At 74.6% G+C, this 18,137-nt stretch carries 14 protein-coding genes; 8 read left to right on the top strand and 6 right to left on the bottom strand.

Going from position 1 to position 18,137, the window contains the following annotated elements; genetic code table 11:
- The first annotated feature begins 215 nt into the window (after positions 1–215).
- On the top strand, positions 216–2,663 hold the full coding sequence (locus tag LG395_RS21025; RefSeq protein ID WP_372463452.1) for a hypothetical protein: 2,448 nt from the start codon (positions 216–218) through the stop codon (positions 2,661–2,663).
- Positions 2,664–2,699: 36 nt separating this feature from the next.
- Here LG395_RS21025 and LG395_RS21020 read toward each other — a convergent pair whose 3' ends face one another.
- The 4 genes from LG395_RS21020 to LG395_RS21005 all read right to left on the bottom strand — a co-directional run bounded on the left by LG395_RS21020 (position 2,700) and on the right by LG395_RS21005 (position 7,493).
- On the bottom strand, positions 2,700–5,138 hold the full coding sequence (locus LG395_RS21020) for a right-handed parallel beta-helix repeat-containing protein (RefSeq protein WP_225810839.1): 2,439 nt from the start codon (positions 5,136–5,138) through the stop codon (positions 2,700–2,702).
- A gap of 232 nt (positions 5,139–5,370) precedes the next feature.
- A complete protein-coding gene (locus LG395_RS21015; protein ID WP_171158794.1) occupies positions 5,371–5,976 on the bottom strand; it encodes an Rv1733c family protein in 606 nt (201 codons plus the stop codon).
- Positions 5,977–6,179: 203 nt separating this feature from the next.
- The gene (locus LG395_RS21010; protein ID WP_225810838.1) at positions 6,180–7,004 is read right to left on the bottom strand and encodes an MOSC domain-containing protein; all 825 of its coding nucleotides are present in this window, start codon (positions 7,002–7,004) and stop codon (positions 6,180–6,182) included.
- A 45-nt stretch (positions 7,005–7,049) separates the two neighbouring features.
- Positions 7,050–7,493: a DUF6643 family protein gene (locus LG395_RS21005; protein ID WP_171158796.1), complete on the bottom strand. Its 444-nt coding sequence runs from the start codon at positions 7,491–7,493 to the stop codon at positions 7,050–7,052.
- A gap of 291 nt (positions 7,494–7,784) precedes the next feature.
- On the opposite strand from LG395_RS21005, the gene LG395_RS21000 reads away from it, so the two are divergent.
- Positions 7,785–9,005 carry a TerD family protein gene (locus LG395_RS21000; RefSeq protein WP_225811002.1) on the top strand — a complete coding sequence of 407 codons (1,221 nt, stop codon included), beginning with the start codon at positions 7,785–7,787 and terminating at the stop codon, positions 9,003–9,005.
- 6 nt (positions 9,006–9,011) lie between these two features.
- On the opposite strand, the gene LG395_RS20995 is transcribed toward LG395_RS21000, so the two are convergent.
- On the bottom strand, positions 9,012–10,205 hold the full coding sequence (locus tag LG395_RS20995) for a glycosyltransferase (RefSeq protein WP_225810837.1): 1,194 nt from the start codon (positions 10,203–10,205) through the stop codon (positions 9,012–9,014).
- Positions 10,206–10,244: 39 nt separating this feature from the next.
- Here LG395_RS20995 and LG395_RS20990 point away from each other — a divergent pair, with 39 nt between their 5' ends.
- On the top strand, positions 10,245–11,030 hold the full coding sequence (locus LG395_RS20990) for a glutamate racemase (RefSeq protein ID WP_171158798.1): 786 nt from the start codon (positions 10,245–10,247) through the stop codon (positions 11,028–11,030).
- A gap of 105 nt (positions 11,031–11,135) precedes the next feature.
- Positions 11,136–11,681 carry a hypothetical protein gene (locus tag LG395_RS20985; protein ID WP_171158799.1) on the top strand — a complete coding sequence of 182 codons (546 nt, stop codon included), beginning with the start codon at positions 11,136–11,138 and terminating at the stop codon, positions 11,679–11,681.
- A gap of 59 nt (positions 11,682–11,740) precedes the next feature.
- Here LG395_RS20985 and LG395_RS20980 read toward each other — a convergent pair whose 3' ends face one another.
- Positions 11,741–12,712 (bottom strand): O-antigen ligase family protein, encoded by a 972-nt coding sequence (locus LG395_RS20980; protein ID WP_225811001.1) that lies wholly within the window; start codon positions 12,710–12,712, stop codon positions 11,741–11,743.
- 344 nt (positions 12,713–13,056) lie between these two features.
- On the opposite strand from LG395_RS20980, the gene lnt reads away from it, so the two are divergent.
- From lnt to LG395_RS20960, 4 genes are all read left to right on the top strand, one after another.
- Positions 13,057–14,664 (top strand): apolipoprotein N-acyltransferase, encoded by a 1,608-nt coding sequence (lnt, locus tag LG395_RS20975; RefSeq protein WP_225810836.1) that lies wholly within the window; start codon positions 13,057–13,059, stop codon positions 14,662–14,664.
- Positions 14,665–14,765: 101 nt separating this feature from the next.
- The gene (locus LG395_RS20970) at positions 14,766–15,245 is read left to right on the top strand and encodes an NUDIX hydrolase (RefSeq protein WP_171158801.1); all 480 of its coding nucleotides are present in this window, start codon (positions 14,766–14,768) and stop codon (positions 15,243–15,245) included.
- Positions 15,246–15,299: 54 nt separating this feature from the next.
- Complete coding sequence (locus LG395_RS20965; RefSeq protein WP_171158802.1) at positions 15,300–16,121, top strand: 3-hydroxybutyrate dehydrogenase; 822 nt, start codon at positions 15,300–15,302, stop codon at positions 16,119–16,121.
- Positions 16,122–16,197: 76 nt separating this feature from the next.
- Positions 16,198–18,117 (top strand): helix-turn-helix domain-containing protein, encoded by a 1,920-nt coding sequence (locus LG395_RS20960; protein ID WP_225810835.1) that lies wholly within the window; start codon positions 16,198–16,200, stop codon positions 18,115–18,117.
- The last annotated feature ends 20 nt before the right edge of the window (positions 18,118–18,137 follow it).

The following is an 18,137-nucleotide window of genomic DNA, read 5'->3' as shown; positions in this document are numbered from 1 at the left end:
ACCGGCTCCGACCAGGAACTTCCATCTGTCCGGCAGTGTGCGGGCGTCCCATCTTTTCACGGGTCGGCGCCGGTTGCGCCACCGCGTCGCGGCCCGTCCGCAGGCATTCGGTTCGGGGAGATTCCGTGACGGGAGGTGTACGCGGCCGCCGGACCGGAGATCCTGGAGCGCGCACGGCACAGGCGTCAGGGCGTCATGGGGGAAGTGCGAGAACGGTGGAACGCGCGCGAAAACGTCCGGTGGGGCAGCGGGAGCAGCCTCCCGCCGGGCCGTACGAGGTCCGGTCCGCCAAGCCGCCGGAGACCGAACTGGAACTGCTGGTGCACGGGGTCGGCGGTACCACGCCGGAGAAGATGCTCGGTGACCCGCGCACGGTCCGGGTGACCGGCGACGACACGGCCGCCGTCTTCCGCCGCGCCGGGGACGCCGGGACCGGCCCGGACGGGAGCGGGGCCGGGGGAGAAGCGGGGCGGCGGCACGGGCGGGAGCCGGGGAGCGGACCGGTCCGGGAGGCATATGTCTGGTGCAACCTCACCTCCGGCGACGGCAGCCGCGCCCTGTGGCTGTTGCTGCTGCCGTTCATGGTGGTGAACCTCGCCCACTGGATGCGCCCGGCCGCGCCCGACCGGCCGCGCGTGGTCCGGCTCTACGGCCTCCTGGTGCGTCTGGCCGCCCTCACCCTGACCGTGCTGCTGGTGGCCGCCGCCTGCGAGGTGGCGCTCGACCTGGTCGCCTGGCAGTGCGCGGGCGTCCAGGACTGCGTCCGCCGGCACTCCTGGCTGGGCTTCCTGTCACCCGCCGCCGGCGGCTGGTGGAGCGCCCCCGGCCGCAGGCTGGCCCTCGCGGCGGCACTGCCCGTCACGCTGACCGGCCTGCTGTGGTACCTCTCCCACCGCACCTGGCGCGCCTACGAGTCCCACCGGCCGCTGCCATCCGCCACGGGACCGGCCGGTGACGAGCAGGAGCCGCCCGGTGACGACGCCGGGTCCGCCGCGCACGGCAGTGCGCTGGTGCGGGCCGGGTTCTGGTACGGGCGACGCCTGGTCGCCCGGCTGCGCGCCGCGCACACCGCGGCCGGCCTGCTCACGGTGGCCGGCGCCGTCACCATCCCGGCGGTCCGCTTCGACCACCGGCCCGGCGGGCCCGCCGTCCTGGACGTGCTGGGCCCGCTGCTGGCGGCGGCCCTGCTCGTCTGCGGGGCGGCGGTGGTCACGGTGGTCTGCCGCCGGGGCCGCGACGAGAGGCGGCTGGACCAGCGGCTCGACCGGCACGTCGTACGCGGCCTGCCGCTCGCCGCGCTCGCCCTGCTGCTGCTCGGGCTGGTGTACGCCGGCTGGTCCCGGCCCGGCTGGCGGTCCACCGGCCGGCTGCCCGGCGACCCCTCCTTCGGCGCCCTCATGCCGGCCCAGGGCGTGCTCGTCGTCGCCCTCGCCGTCGTGGCCGGATACCTGCACCGGCGCCGCCCCGACCCGCGCGCCGCGATGCGCGGCCTCGGCGGTCCCGCCGTCGCCCTGCTCGCCTGTGCGCTGGGCGGTGTGATCTCCGGCGGGGTCGCCCAGCGCGTATCCGACTGGCTGGACGGCACCCGCGCCCTGCTCACCGGCCCGCCGGTGCTGCTGACCTGGCAGGCGTCCGTCATCCCGCCGCTCCTCGCCGTCCTGCTGCTCCTGGCCGCCGGCCTCGCCCTGCACACCGCCCGGCTCGCCCGCGCCGAACGCCACCGGGTCCGCCGCGAGCACCCCGGCGAGCCCGAGGACCCGTCCCGTACCCGCGCCATCGCCCACGCGCGGGCCATGGCCACCCTCACCGACCGGGCGCCGCTCGTCGTCGCCGTGCTCACCGCCACCACCCTGGTCCTCGGCTCCGTGGCACTGGCCGGGGCCCTGGCCACGAGGAGGACGCCCGAGGGGGCCGCGCACCACACCCACCACCTCGTGCGGGCCGTGGCCGAGACCTCGCAGGCGCTCGGCTCCTGGCTGGTGGGCCTCGGCTTCCTGCTGTTCGTGACCTGGGGCAGACGCGCCTACAAGGACGCGTCGGCCCGGCGCACCATCGGCATCCTCTGGGACGTCGGCACCTTCTGGCCGCGCGCCGCCCACCCCTTCGCACCGCCCTGCTACGCCGAGCGCGCGGTACTGGACCTGACCTGGCGCATGGCCACCTGGACCCGGCGCACCGGGGGCCGGCTGGTGCTGTCCGGCCACTCCCAGGGCAGCGTCCTCGCCGCCGCGGCGGCCTGGCAGCTGCCGCCGTCGGTACGCGGACGGGTTGCCCTGCTCACCTACGGCTCTCCGCTGGAACGCCTGTACGGCCGCTGGTTCCCGGCCCACTTCGGTCCGCCGGCCCTGGCCGCCCTGCACCACGACATCGACTGCTGGCGGAACCTCTACCGGCGGACCGACCCCATCGGCGGCCCGGTCCGCGTCCCCGACGACACCTGCCCCGACGTGGACCACGAGCCCCTGCGGGACCCCCTCGCCTACGGCCGCACCCCGGACCACCCGCTCCCGGCCCCGATCCTCGGCCACTCCGACTACCAGTCGGACCCCGCCTTCACCCGCGAGCGGGCCCGTCTGCTGACCCGCCTCCGCCCGGAACCGCCGGACCGGCGCCCGGGGACCGGGCCGGAGCCCCGAGACGAGGCCGCCGGTGCCCCGGCGTGACGTGGCCGGCCGCCGCGGCCCGCCGGCGGGGAGGGCTCAGGGCAGGTCGGGCAGGTCCTCCGCGTAGAGCAGGGTCAGGTCGTCGGTGGTCGGGTCGGGCAGCTGGGCGACGCGGCTCGCGTGGCGCTCCACCATCGCCTCGAAGGTCTGCCGGGCGGTGCGGCCGTTGCCGAACGCCGGGCCCTTCGGGAGCGCCGTGAAGTACTTCAGCAGCGCCTCGGCCGCGCCCGGCGCCAGCCGGTACTCGTGTTCGTCGGCCTGCTGCTCCACGATCCGCAGCAGTTCCTCGGGGCCGTAGTCACCGAAGGTGATGGTGCGGGAGAAGCGGGAGGCGACACCCGGGTTGACGGACAGGAAGCGCTCCATCTCCGCGGTGTACCCGGCGACGATCACCACCACCGCGTCCCGCTGGTCCTCCATCAGCTTCACCAGCGTGTCGATGGCCTCCTTGCCGAAGTCCCGTCCGGCGTCCTCCGGGGACAGCGCGTACGCCTCGTCGATGAACAGCACACCCCCGCGGGCCCGCTCGAAGGCCTCCTGGGTGCGGATCGCCGTGGAACCGATGTGCTCGCCGACCAGGTCGACCCGGGACACCTCCACGAGATGGCCCTTCTCCAGCACGTCCAGCGAGGCGAGGATCTCGCCGTAGAGCCGGGCGACCGTCGTCTTGCCGGTGCCGGGGGAGCCGGTGAAGACCAGGTGCCGCTTGACGGAGGCGGCCTTCAGCCCCGCCCGCTGCCGGCGCCGGCCCACCTCGATCATGTCGGTCAGCGCCCGCACCTCGCGCTTGACGCTCTCCAGGCCGACCAGCGCGTCCAGTTCCCCGAGCACGTCCTTCGAGATGCGCCGGGGCTTCTCCGGCTCCACCGGGGCCACGTGCGGCGCCTGCTCCGCCGCCCGCTGCCCGGGGAGCGCGCCGAGCAGGCCCGCGGGCTGCGCCACCGTCTCCACGGCCGCCTCCCGGGCCATGGGCGGCCGGACACCGCCGCTCTCGTCGCTGGTGCAGTCCTCCACGACCGGTCCCGTTCCGGGCCCCGCGTCCGGGCCGGCGTCGGCGAACTCGTACCCGCCGCGCGCGCACCGCTCCGTACGGCACTTGCGCAGCGTCGTACGGCAGCCGTCGATCACATGGAAGCCGTAGCCGCCGCTGCCGGTGACCCGGCAGTTCAGGAAGCTGCCCCGGCCGCCCGCGGAGACGTAGAAACCGGCCTCGGCGGGGGAGTCGACCGTGCACCGCTCGATGGTCGGGTCGGCGCCCTTGGTGACGATCACACCGGTCTGGGTACCGTCCAGGCTGCAGTTGTCGAGCGTCCCGCCGCTGCCGTGGTCGCGGAACCAGGCACCGGTGGCCGCCTCCCTGATCCGGCAGTCGGCCAGTTGCGCGGTCGCCCCGTCGCTCACCGACACGGCCGTGTTGCGCACCTGCGACAGATCACTGTCGACGACGTCCGCGCGGGAGCCGCGGTCCAGTACGAACAGCGCGTCCGGCACGTCGTGCACCCGGCAGGATTCCAGTACGGCGGTGGCCCCGTCGCTCACCCACACCGCCGGGTAGTCGCCGGTGCTGTCGAAGATCTCGCACTGGTTGGCGTCCACCCGGGTCCCCGGGTCCCACACCGACAGTCCGTTGCGCCCGAACCGGCGGACCGTCGTCCGGGTCAGCGTGAGCACCGAGCGGGAGCGCAGGTCGACCGCGTTCTCCGGGATGTCGTGGAGGTGGCAGTCGGCGAGCGTGAGCACCGCGTCGGTGTCCAGGGTGATGCCGTCGGCGGTGGTGCGGTGCACCTCGCAGTCGGTCAGGTGCGCGGTGGCCCGCTGGGTGACCTGCACCCCGGAGCCGCGTACCTCGTAGATCTCGCAGCCCACCGCCTCCAGCGAGGAGTTCTCGCCGGTCGCGGTCAGCCCGGTGCCCGAGGCGTGGTGCACCCGGCAGCGCTCCAGCCGGGGATGGGCGCCGCCGCGCACCGCCACGCCCGCCTGCCCGGCCGCGACGACCTCGCACTCCTCGAACACCCCGCCCCCGCCGTCGAGTACGGCGATGCCGATGCCGGCCGGGTTGTCGACGGTGCACCGGCGCACGGTCGGACGTGCCTGCCCGCGCACCTCGATGCCGGCGGCGGAGCGCGTGACGATCCGCACGTCCATCAGCTCGGGCGTGCCCTCCTCGACGAGCAGCGCGGGTGCCGCCGCGTCCTGCCCCTCCACGTGCAGGTCCTGCACGACGGCCGAGGCCCGCACGGTGAGCGGGACGCCGTCCACCGGCGCGATCCGCACCGAGCCGGACGAGCCCTCGGGTCCACGGAGTGTCACCGCCCGCTGGACGACGAGGTTCTCCCGGTAGGTGCCGGGGGCGATGGTGAGGACGTCGCCGTCGGCGGCGGCCTCCAGGGCGGCGGCGAGCGACGCGTACTCACCCGTGCGGCGCCGCCACCGCGAAGTACCGGTGTGCGTCACCTGGACCGTGCCCTGTGCCATGGCGTTGCTGTGCCCCCACCTAGTCGTACTGATGGCTCGCTGTCCGCCGGGGCGCTGCCGCCGGCGCGCGGACCGCGGCCGTGCTCGGTCCTCCTGGGCGTCAGCGCGCCGGCGCCCGTGGAGTCCTGTGCGCCCCGGGGGTTCACGCACCCGCGGGTCGTCGCCGAATGCGCTTCGGCCGGTCCACCGTAGCGCGTGCGTGCGCGCCGGGTTGACCAGAGCCGGAAGGCCGTCAGCTGCCGGTGCCCGCCTTGCCCCAGTCCGGGCCCGCCCGGTCCCAGGCCTGGTCCCAGCGCGCGTAGCGCCGGCGGACCAGGCGCCAGACGGTCAGGCGCCGGCCGCCCTCGACCAGGGCGGCGGTCAGCAGGGCCGCGCCGACTCCCGCGAGCACGGCGTGCGTCGTCGCCGTGGCGGAGTCCAGCGGGCGGGTCGTTATTCGGCCGTGCGGATCGGTCCAGAGCCGGAAGTGGTCCCCCTGGTGCGGGGACTTGAGGTCCGCCAGGACCGGGCCGTGCCGCGGGGTGCCGTCCGGCGCGGTCCAGTCCGCGAGGACGCGGCTGCCGGTCTCGCGCGTGGAGGTGGCGTCGGGGTCGGTCTCCGGCAGGGCCCCGCCCATGTCCCGCACGACGGTGGCCGTGACCGGATGACGTGTGTGCCGCTGCTGCAGTGCGGACCGCTGGAGCGCGTCCTGGGCGGCGGCACCGACCAGGCAGCCGGTCACGGGCGCGGCCACGGCGATGAGCAGCAGCGCCACCAGGGCCACCCACGCCTCGGCCAGATCGGTGGCGCGGCACAGTGGATTGTGCCGCCAGCGCCACAGTCCACTGAGTGCTCGCATGTCCCCACCCCCTTCCGGTCCGTCACGGTCCCCGGCATCCGCGCTCGCCCCCGGACCGGACCGGGTGAGAGCGCCTCACGGTCGCCGCGGCACCTGACGCACGCGGCTCCTCACGAATTTCTCACGCTCGCTCAACGACCGGCACCCGCCCCCTGGTTCCCGGTCCGCCGGATCATCACCGGCGGCTGTGCGCGGGCCGGTCCCTACCCCAGTACCCGCACCGGGTCGCCGACCCTGATGGTGCCGGTGGAGAGGGGCACCAGGTTCACACCGAACAGCAGCCTGCCGCCGATCCTGCGGTGGCGCGCCAGGGTGCGCAGCGGTTCCCGGCCGCGTACGGCCGTGTCCTGGTCGGTAGTGGTCACCACACACCGACCGCTCGGTTTCGGGGCCCGGAAGACGACCTCGCCGACGGCGATCCGCGTCCAGTGGTCCTCGGCCCACGGTTCGGTGCCCGCGACGACGACGTTCGGCCGGAACCGGTTCATGGGCAGCGGGCCCTCGTGGGCGTCCGGCCCCTGCGCGATCAGCGAGTTCAGGGCGTCCAGCGAGGCCACCGTGGTGACCAGCAGGGGATAGCCGTCGGCGAGGCTCACCGTCTCGCCGGGCAGCGCGTACGCGGGGTCGACCGGGCGGCGGGTGGCCGGGTCGTCCAGGTGGACCAGGCGGACCCCGCACCCCAGGAATGCGCTGCACCAGTCATGCGCGGCCGGGTCGGCCGGGACCCCCTCCACCTTCGTGCCGAACACGTCCATCGGCACGGTCGCCACCGGCTCCGGCACCGCTACGGTCAGCGGCGGCAGACCGGGAGCGGACAGTCGCAGGCCGCCGCCGGCCAGAGGCTCGGCGGCGGCCAGGGCGAGACGCGCGTGGTCGCGCTGCGTGACGACCTTTCCCCCGTGGTCGATCAGCGCCCAGCGCCGGTCACCGGCCAGGCCCCAGGGCTCCACGACGGCCTCCCGGGGCGTAAGGCCCCGGAACGCCTTGACCGGGTGGACGTGGATCGACTCCACTTCGACGTGTCCCATGCCGTCCATCGTGCCAGGGGGCACGGACAGCCGGGACGCGAGCGGTCAGTACCCGCGGTACTGCTGGTTGTTGTACGGGTCCTGGTAGGAAGCCGGCGCGGGCCGCGGCGCGGCCGGGCGCATGGCCTCGTACCCGTTGCCCGGCGCCATCGGGCGCTGCTGCTGCGGGGCCTGCGGGCCGGGGTAGCCGCGCGGGGCGCTCGCCTGCTGCGGGATGTACGCCGTGGGCGCCTGCTGCAGCGGTGCGGGCTGCTGCTGCGGGTAGCCGTAGACGGGAGGCTGCTGCTGGACCGGTGCCGCCGGGAGGGCGGGGAGGGCCGACGGCAGGGCGGGCAGGCTGTTGCCGGTGCCCGTGTCGTAGGCGGCGGGGACCCGGATTGGGGCGATCTGCGGGGTGCCCCGCTCGGCGACGAGCGAGTCGTAGATCGGGGTGTCCGGGAAGGAGGCGGAGTAGTAGCCGCCACCATAAGTGGAGCGGGGGGAGGTCATGGCACATAAGTTAAGCCCACGATGTGCTGGTTGGGGAGACTGATAAGAGGGTTGTTTTCCGCGTCGGTAGGAGCCTGGGATCCTCAATACGAGCGAACTTGGCAAAAAGGGACGCCGATCAACGTTTGGATCGTGTAAAGGCCGGGTTCGTCCCGGGTTACCGGCGGTTGACCGGCGATCTTCCTGTGCCGCTCATGGGCGTGCGGCGCACCCGGCAATAGGTTGGGCGCAGGGACGGCCCGGACGCGGGGCGGGACCCGGAAGCCGACACGTGAGGGGGCGGACATGTCAATGTCCAAAGGAGCCAACACGGCGGTGCCCACGACGGCGCTGCGCGTCGAAGTGGGCCGGGGCTCCGGCCCCGGGGTCCCGGACGCCGACGCCTCGGCGCTGCTGCTCGCCGACGGAAAGGTGCGCTCCGACGGGGACTTCGTCTTCTACAACCAGCCCGCCCACTCCTCCGGCGCGGTACGCCACGAGGGCAAGCGGACGGCCGGCGGGCGGGTCACCGACACCCTCTGGGTCGATCTCGCGCGCGTGGAGGGCGCCGTCGAACGGATCGTCCTCGCGGCCTCCGCCGACGGCGGCACCTTCGGACAGGTCCCGGACCTCTCCATCGAGGTGACCGACGCCGCCTCGGGCCAGGTGGTCGCCCGCTTCGACAGCCCCGGCGCGACCGTCGAGACGGCCTTCGTGCTCGGCGAGTTCTACCGCCGCCAGGGCGGCTGGAAGTTCCGTGCCGTCGGCCAGGGCTACAGCAGCGGACTCGAAGGCCTGGCAACGGACTTCGGCATCAGCGTGGACGAACCGCAGCACACCGCGCCGGCCCCGGCCGCCACCCCGCCGCGCCCCGCCACGGCCCCCACCGCGCCGCCCCCGGTCCAGCCGGTCCGCCTCTCCAAGGTCACCCTCACCAAGGCGTCCCCCTCCGTCTCGCTGGCCAAGCAGGGCGGCACGTCCGGCGCGATGCGGGTGAACCTCAACTGGCAGACGCGCAAGCAGTCCACGGGCTTCGGCCGCCGGGGCGGCGGTGGCGACATCGACCTCGACCTGTGCGCGCTCTACGAACTCGCCGACGGCCGCAAGGGGGTCGTACAGGCCCTCGGGAACGCCTTCGGCTCGCTCCACCGGCCGCCGTACATCCACCTCGACGGCGACGACCGCACCGGAGCCGTGGCGGCCGGCGAGAACCTCACCGTCAACCTCGACCACACGCGGGACTTCCGGCGCATCCTCGTCTTCGTCACCATCTACGAGGGCGCCCGCTCCTTCGCCGACCTGCACGCCACCGTCACCCTCCAGCCGCAGCACGGCGCGCCCATCGAGTTCTCGCTGGACGAGTGCACCGTCGACTCCCCGGTGTGCGCGCTAGCGCTGATCACCAACACCGGCGGGGACCTGCTCGTCCAGCGCGAGGCGCGGTACCTGGTGCCGGAACGCGGGGTGAGTCCGCAGCGGACCATGGACCGCGCCTACGGCTGGGGCATGAACTGGACGCCCGGCCGCAAGTGACCGGACTCAGCCCTCGTCGGCCACGGCGTCCGGACGGGCGTAGGTGCGGCCCTTCCACGCCGCCCCGCGCCCGCGGTAGTGCTGCACCGCCGAGTCGACCGTCATCAGCAGATAGAGGAAAGCGGTCAGCGGCAGCAGCGGGGCGAGCCACAGCGGCTGCCGGTAGTACCGCAGCATCGGCAGGTACGTCCCCGTCATCACCGCCCACGCCGCGGCCCCCACGAGCGCGACCTGCGCGGCGCCGCCGGCAGCGCCCACGGCCACGGCGGCCGGCGGGACGAGGTACACCAGTGCGAGCCCGGCGACCGTGCCGAGGAGCAGCGGGGGACTGTGCCGCAGCTGCGCGTAGGCGCTGCGCGCGACCATGCGCCACAGGTCGCGCAGCCGCGGATAGGGGCGCACGCTGTCCACCCGGTCGGCCAGCCCCAGCCAGACCCGGCCGCCCGCGCCCTTCACCGCGCGCGCGAGCGCGACGTCGTCGATGACGGCGTGCCGGATGGCCTCCGGGATGCGCGCCTTCTCGGCCATGTCCGCGCGCAGCAGGACGCAGCCGCCCGCCGCCGCGGCGGTGCGCGAGCCCGGCCGGCCGATCCGGCGGAAGGGATACAGCTGCGCGAAGAAGTACACGAACGCCGGGACCACGAGCCGCTCCCACAGGCTCGCCACCCGCAGCCGCGCCATCTGCGACACGACGTCGAAGCCGCCGGTGCGGGCCGCCGCCACCAGTTCGCGCAGGCTGTCCGGGGCGTGCGCGATGTCGGCGTCCGTCAGCAGCAGGTATTCGGGGTCACGCGCGCGTGCCAGCCCGATGCCGTACCGCACCGCCCACAGCTTGCCCGTCCAGCCCGCCGGCGGCTCCCCGGGCGATCCCACCGTGAGCGGCAGCCCGCCGTGCCGCCGGGACAGCTCGCGGGCCAGGTCCCCGGTGCCGTCCGTACTGCCGTCGTCCACCAGGAAGACCTCCGCGCGTCCCGGATAGTCCTGCGCCAGCAGCGACGGCAGGCCGGCGGGCAGCACGGCGGCCTCGTCACGGGCCGGTACGACCACACAGACCGACGGCCACACGTCCGGGTCACGGCGCCGTGGCAGCCGGACGTCCGTGCGCCAGAAGAAGCCCTGGCCCAGCAGCAGCCAGCACCAGGCGGCCAGCGATACGACGGTGATCCACAGGAAGGCGCTCACGGCCGCAGTCTGCCCCACCCGGCCGGCCCACGAGGAGCCATCGTCTATCGTGGCCGGGTGAAGATCGCGCTCATGGACTCCGGAATCGGCCTGCTGCCCGCCGCCGCCGCGGTACATCGACTGCGACCCGACGCGGATCTCGTGCTGTCGTGGGACCCGGACGGCATGCCCTGGGGACCGCGCACCCCCGAGGACATCACCGAGCGGGCCATCGCCGTCGCCGCGGCCGCCGCCGCACACGACCCCGACGTCCTGATCGTCGCCTGCAACACGGCGTCGGTGCACGCCCTGCCCGCGATGCGGGCCCGCTTCGAGCCGGACCTGCCGATCATCGGTACCGTCCCGGCGATCAAGCCGGCCGCGGCGGGCGGCGGGCCCGTCGCCATCTGGGCGACCCCGGCCACCACGGGAAGCGCCTACCAGCGCGGTCTGATCGAGGAGTTCGCGGCGGGCGTGGCCGTGACCGAGGTGGCGTGCCCCGGTCTCGCGGACGCCGTGCACCACGCGGACGACGCGGCGATCGACGCGGCCATCGCCTCGGCCGCCGCCCGTACCCCCGACGACGTCACCACGCTCGTCCTCGGTTGCACCAACTACGAACTGGTCGCCGAGCGCATCCGGGCGGCCGTCCAGCGGCCCGGCCGTCCACCGCTCATCCTGCACGGCACCGCCGGAGCGGTGGCCGCCCAGGCCCTGCGCCGGATCAAAGCGGAGTCGGTCCCGGCCGCCGTCGCCGACACCACGCTCACGGTGCTGCTCAGCGGCCGCGAGGCGACCCTCCCGGACACGGCGCTCTCCTACGAGGAGGGCCGCTTCCTCCAGGCCGTCAGCCCCGTCCGCTGACCGGCGCGGAACCGGCCCGGCCGCACGGTCCGCCGTGCCCCGGCCGGGCCAGTCACCCCGTGCCACGCCCTACCCGCGGTGCGAAACCTGAGTAACCTCGTACACATGAGGGACCACCCCGACGCCGACGACACCCCGCGCCCGGACGTCTGGACGGGACGCGCCACCAACCGGGTCCAGTGGCTGCTCGCGCTGGTCGGTGCCGCCTGCATGGCGCTCGGCATCGAGCTGGCCGTCGACTCGGCCTGGGGCTCCGGCATCGCCCCGCTCGTGATGTCCGTCGTGGGCTGCATCGCGGCCGGTCTGCTGGTCATCTTCGGCACACTCGCCTTCGTGCACGTCGACCTCAAGCTCGACAAGGAGTGCGTCGAGGTGCGCTGCGGACACATGGGCCTGCCGCGCCGCCGCATCCCGCTCTCCCACGTGGCCGGCGCCGACTTCACCGCCCTCGTCACCCCACGGCACTGGGGCGGCTGGGGCTACCGCTGGCGCCCCGAGAAGGGGACCGCGGTCGTCGTACGCCGGGGCGAGGGCATCGTGCTGCGCCTGTGGGACGGCCACACGTTCACGATCACCGTGGACAACGCCGAGACGGCGGTACGGGTCATCAGGGACCGCCTGGGGACGATCAAGCCGGGGACGGCGGCCTGACCCGTCGCGCCGGGCGGCCCGCCCCGTCAGCCGCAACCATGGCGCCCACCGGCCCCCGCTCAGAGGCTCGGTGCCGCCGTCCCGGCCGTCCACGGACGGGCCGTGGCCCAGCCGGCCAGGAGGGCAGCGCCTGACGTCACCGTCGTGAAGCTGAGGGCGTTGCTCACCGAGGCGAGTGCGGCCACCGCCGTCAGGGCCGCGCCCGCGGTGAGGGCGACGGCGGTGGGACGTGGGGTGCGCCACAGGGCGTACAGAACCCAGCAGAAGACGGCGACCAGCAGGAACATCCCGGCCAGCCCCTGCTCGGCCGCCTGCTGCAGGGGAGCCGAGTGCGGTCTGCCGTCGGACACCAGGGTGCGCGGTGCCCCCGTGGCCAGGTCTCCGAACCGGCCGGGGCCGACCCCCAATCCGCTGTGGCGGCCCGCCACCCCCAGCGCGTCCCGCCACAGCCGGACGCGGTGCCCGCTGAGCCGCCCCCCGACCGCCCCGGTCAGGCCGCCGGGCAGCACCTTCCCGGCGACCGCCCAGAGCGCCGCCGCCACCAGGCCCGCCGCCGCGGCCGTCCCCGCCAGCCACGCGCCCCGGCCGCGCGCGAAGCCGGCGGCGAGTGAACACAGCAGGACCGCCGCGCTGGCCACGCAGCCCGCGGGCGACCCCAGTACCGCCCCGGCCGCCACGACGGCGCAGGCCAGCACCCGCAGCCCGCACCGCAGGGCCGGTACCGCCGTCGCCCAGGCGGCACAGCACGCGGCCCCGGTGGCCAGCGCCAGCAGGGCGGCCGTGGCACCGGCGTGGCCGAGCGGGGCGGCGTACCGGGGACCGGGGGAGAGCCCGGGCGGTGTAACGGCCAGGACGAGTCCCGCCACGGCACCGGCGCAGGGCGCGGTGACCGGCAGCAGCGCACCGGAGACCCGGCCCGCCGCATACCCGGCGGCCACGGCGAGCACCGCGAGCAGCACGCCCTCGGGCCGTCCGTCGTGGGCCGCGGCGGTGATCAGCGACCACCCCGCACAGGCCCCCAGCAGGATCATGCCCGTCCCGTCGGAAACGTTTCTTCGCACGCTGTGGGCATCCGCACCGTACGCGCCGGTGGCGGATCCCGTCCCCGTCGAACCCACCCGTCGCCCCCCGTACCCGGTCCCCGACCTGTGGCAGGCCACGGCCGCGCACCGGGCCCGGCCGCGCCGCCGAAGCTGGGCACACCGTAACGGCTCATGACCGGTTCGGGGACGTACGCGGAGCAACACCGTGATCCCGCGGCGCCGCGGGGGCCACCCCGCCACGCCGCGCACAGGCTCCCACCAGCGGCGAACGCCGGTGTACGGGGCCCGGCCGCGCTGTCGGCGGCGACGTCACCCGCCGTACACTCACCCGGGTGACCGTCACCGCAACTTCCGTGGACCAGTCGGACCAGCTCCAGCCGCGCCGGGCCTCCGGTGCGCGCGGCCGGCTGCTGCGCCTGGTCCCGGCCGCCGCCTCCGCGCTCTGCGGGGTGCTGCTCTACGTCAGCTTCCCGCCGCGCACCCTGTGGTGGCTGGCCCTGCCCGCCTTCGCCGGTTTCGGCTGGGTGCTGCGCGGCCGGAGCTGGAAGGCCGCCCTGGGCCTCGGCTACCTCTTCGGGCTGGGCTTCCTGCTGCCGCTGCTGGTGTGGACGAGCGTGGAGGTCGGCCCGCTGCCCTGGCTGGCGCTCGTGGCCGTCGAGGCGGTCTTCATCGCGCTGGTCGGCGTGGGCGTCGCCGCGGTCTCCCGGCTGCCCGCCTGGCCGGTGTGGGCAGCGGCCGTGTGGACGGCGGGCGAGGCGGCCCGCGCGCGGGTGCCCTTCCAGGGCTTCCCGTGGGGCAAGGTGGCCTTCGGTCAGGCGGACGGCGTCTTCCTGCCGCTCGCCGCGCTGGGCGGCACCCCCGTGCTCGGCTTCGCGGTCGTCCTGTGCGGCTTCGGCCTGTATGAGGCCGGCCGGCTGATCGCCGAGCTGCGCCGTGACCGGGTCGTACGGCGCGCCGCCGCGGCCGCCGCGCTGCTCGCCGTGGCGGTACCGGTGGCGGGCGCGGTCGCCGCCCGCGCGCTGGTGAGCGACTCCGCGCAGCACGGCACCGCGACCGTGGCGCTCATCCAGGGCAACGTGCCGCGCGCCGGCCTGGAGTTCAACGCCCAGCGGCGGGCCGTGCTCGACTACCACGCGCGCGAGACGCACAAGCTCGCCGCAGACGTCAGGGCGGGCAGGGCTCCCAAGCCGGACTACGTCCTGTGGCCGGAGAACTCCTCCGACATCGACCCCTTCGCCTACCCGGACGCCGCAGCCGTCATCGAGCAGGCGGCCAAGGACATCGGCGTGCCCATCTCCGTCGGCAGCGTGGTCGAGCGGGACGGGAAGCTGCTCAACGAACAGATCCTGTGGGACCCGGTCAAGGGGCCGACGCAGACCTACGACAAGCGGCAGATCCAGCCCTTCGGCGAGTACCTTCCGCTGCGCTCGCTGGTCGGCGCGATCAACAAGAGCTGGACCGAGATGGCCCGCCAGGACTTCAGCCGGGGCGCCAAGCCGGGCGTCTTCGGCATCGACGGCGTCAAGGTGGGCCTGGCCACCTGCTACGAGGCCGCCTTCGACTGGGCCGTGCGGGACACGGTGACGCACGGCGCGGAGATGATCTCCGTCCCGAGCAACAACGCCACCTTCGACCGCAGCGAGATGACCTACCAGCAGCTCGCCATGTCCCGCATCCGCGCCGTCGAGCACAGCCGTACCGTGACCGTGCCGGTGACCAGCGGGGTCAGCGCGGTCATCATGCCGGACGGACGGATCACCCAGAGGACCGGCATGTTCGTGCCCGCCTATCTCGTCCAGAAGGTGCCGCTGCGCACGTCCACGACCCCCGCCACCGAACTGGGCGTCCTTCCGGAGATCGCCCTGGTGCTGGTCGCCGCGGGCGGGATCGGCTGGGCGATCGGTTTTGGACTGCGGGCCCGGCGCGCCGGTGACGCGTAGCCGTGCGCGTGCCGTTCGCGGTGCGCGCGACCGCCGTACGACCGTCATACGACCCCTGAAGCGGCCCGGACGCGGCGCACCGGCCCGCTAGGGTCGGGATCATGGCTACTCCCGATTTCATCCGCACGCTCAGGGCCACCGCCGGTCAACAGCTGCTGTGGCTCCCCGGGGTCACCGCGATCGTCTTCGACGACGAGGGCAGAGTGCTGCTCGGGCGGCGGTCCGACACGCGCAAGTGGTCGGTGATCGGCGGCATCCCGGAGCCGGGCGAACAGCCTGCGGCCTGTGCGGTGCGGGAGGTCTTCGAGGAGACGGCGGTGCACTGCGTCGCCGAGCGGGTCGTCCTGGTCCAGGCGCTGGAGCCGGTGACCTATCCCAACGGCGACACGTGCCAGTACATGGACATCACCATCCGCTGCCGGGCGGTGGGCGGTGAGGCCCGGGTCAACGACGACGAGTCGCTGGAGGTCGGCTGGTTCACGGTCGACGCGCTGCCCGACCTGCACGAGTTCGGGCTCTTTCGGATCAAGCAAGCCATGTCGGATGCACCCACATGGTTTGACCCTATGACTGCCAGCTGAAGTGTGGGTGGTCGCCACATGTGGTGACCGTGGGGCTCCGCTTAGGGTCGGCACATGACCTCGCCCACCCCCCTTCCGGGGCCCGGCCCCCGATCCCGGTCCCTCGGCCTCGACCTCGACGGCCGCACCGCCCTCGTCACCGGTGCCGCCAGCGGCATCGGCCGCGCCTGCGCGCTGCGGCTCGCCGCCGCCGGGGCCGAGGTGCGCGCCGTCGACCGGGACGCGGCCGGCCTGGCCGAACTGGCCCAGCAGGCGGAGCGGACCGGCGACCTCGCGGGCACCGTCGTACCCGTGGTCGTGGACCTCACCGACCTGGACGCCGCCGAACGCGCCGCCGCCGGCACCGATGTGCTGGTCAACAACGCCGGTCTGCAACTCGTGCGGCCCATCGAGGAGTTCCCGCCGGAGGTGTTCCACACGGTCCTCACCGTGATGCTGGAAGCACCCTTCCGCCTCATCCGGGGCGCCCTCCCGCACATGTACGCACAGGGCTGGGGCCGGATCGTCAACGTCTCCTCCGTCCATGGTCTGCGTGCCTCGGCCTACAAGTCCGCCTACGTGGCCGCCAAACACGGCCTCGAAGGGCTGTCCAAGACGGCGGCCCTGGAAGGCGCCGCCCATGGAGTGACCTCGAACTGTGTGAACCCGGCCTATGTGCGCACCCCACTGGTCGAGAAGCAGATCGCCGACCAGGCACAGGCGCACGGCATCCCCGAGGACCGCGTACTCTCCGAGATCCTGCTGAAGGACAGCGCCGTGCGGCGGCTCATCGAACCCGAGGAGGTGGCCGAGGCCGTGGCCTACCTGTGCGGCCCGCAGGCGTCCTTCGTCACCGGCACCTCGCTCGTCCTGGACGGCGGGTGGACGGCCCACTGACCGGCCCGGCGGCACCGGCTCCGGGAGTTTTCCACAGGGCTGCCGGGCCGGGTGGCCCATACGGAATCCTGTGACCATGTCCCGCGATCACCTGCAGCCGGCACCCAGCGCCAGCGCCGAGGCCCCCTACCTCGGCCTGCTGGCCCGCGACGCCTCCGTCGAGGCCTACGAGCAGCCCGTGCTGCGCGCCCGCGCAGCGGGCGAGCCGGCGGACCGCGTCGCCGCACTGGAAGAGGCCAGACTGCTCGCCCTGCGCGTCCGCGCGGAGCTGGAGGGCCGCCGACGGCGCGAGGCGGAGCTGTCGGCGCTCTTCGAGACCGCCCACGACCTGGCAGGACTGCGCGATCTGGACGCCGTCCTCCAGGCGATCGTGCAGCGTGCCCGTTCCCTCCTCGGCACGGATGTCGCCTACCTGAGCCTGAACGACCCGGCCCGCGGCGACACCTACATGCGGGTCACGGAGGGCTCCGTATCGGCCCGCTTCCAGCAGCTGCGCCTCGGCATGGGAGAGGGGCTCGGCGGACTCGTCGCCCAGACCGCCCGGCCGTACGTCACCGACGACTACTTCCAGGACGGCCGTTTCCAGCACACCCTCACCATCGACGCCGGCGTCCGCGACGAGGGGCTGGTCGCCATCCTCGGCGTCCCCCTGATGCTCGGCCCGCACGTGATCGGCGTCCTGTTCGCGGCGGACCGGCGCGCGAGGGTCTTCGAGCGCGGGCAGATCGCCCTGCTCGGCTCCTTCGCGGCACTCGCCGCGGCGGCCATCGACACCGCCAACCTGCTCACCGAGACCCGCGCCGCCCTGGCCGGCCTGGAGCACGCCAACGAGATCATCCGCGACCGCAGTGCCGTCATCGAGCGCGCGTCGGACGTCCACGACCGGCTCGCCGAACTCGTCCTGCGCGGCGGCGGGGTCCACGACGTGGCCGCCGCCGTCTCCCAGGTCCTCGCCGGAACCGTCGAGTTCACCGAGGCCACGGCGGCACCGGCCGAAGCGCTGGAGGCCTCCCGCGTCGAGGGGCACGCGGTACGTCACGGCAGCGACTGGATCGCCGCGGTGGCCGCCGGCGGTGAACTCCTCGGCGCGCTGGTCCTGCGCGGCCACCCCGGCCTCGACCCCGTCGACCAGCGCACCTTCGAGCGCGCGGCGATGGTCACCTCCCTGCTGCTGCTCGCCCGCCGCTCCGCCGCCGAGGCCGAGCAGCGTGTGCGCGGTGAGCTGCTGGACGACCTGCTGGACGCGCGCGACCGGGACCCGCGGCTGCTGCGCGAACGCGCCAGCCGCCTCCAGGCGGACCTGGACGCCACCCACGTCGTCCTCGCCGCCCGTCTCGACGGCCCGGCGGCCGACGCCGACGAGGAGGCCGCGGCCCGCCGCCGGCTCTGGTCCGCCGCCTCGCACCTCGCGGCCACCCGGCACGGCCTGGCCGCGGCCCGCGACGGCGGTACGGTCCTGCTGCTTCCGCTCGGCGCCGGCGACACCGCCACGGACGTGGCCCGCCGCACCGCCCGCCATCTGGGCACGGCCGTCCACCAGCCGGTCACGGTCGGCGCCTCCGCGCCCGTCACCGACCTCACCGGGGACCCCGAGACCGTGACCGCCGCCTATGCCGAGGGGCGCCGCTGCCTGGACGCGCTGCGCCTGCTGGGCCGGGCCGGGGACGGCGCGGCGGCCGAGGACTTCGGCTTCCTCGGCCTGCTCCTCGCCGGTGAACGGGACATCGCCGGCTTCGTCGAGCGGACCATCGGCCCGGTGGTGTCGTACGACGAGCGGCGCGGCACGGAACTGCTGCGCACCCTGGACGCCTACTTCGAGGGCGGGATGAGCCCGGCACGCACCAAGGACGCGCTGCACGTCCACGTCAACACCGTGGCGCAGCGGCTGGAGCGTGTGGGCCGTCTGCTGGGCGAGGACTGGCAGACGCCCGCGCGGGCCCTGGAGATCCAACTGGCCCTGCGACTGCACCGGCTGGCCACGCCCGGACGCCACTGACCGGCCCCCGCGCGGGAGCC

Origin of the sequence: Streptomyces spinosus (assembly GCF_020400655.1) — a bacterium.
In the GTDB taxonomy this organism is placed as follows: domain Bacteria; phylum Actinomycetota; class Actinomycetes; order Streptomycetales; family Streptomycetaceae; genus Streptomyces; species Streptomyces argyrophylli.
Note: the sequence above shows the minus strand (reverse complement) of the source record. Positions and strands in the feature narration are given on the sequence as shown.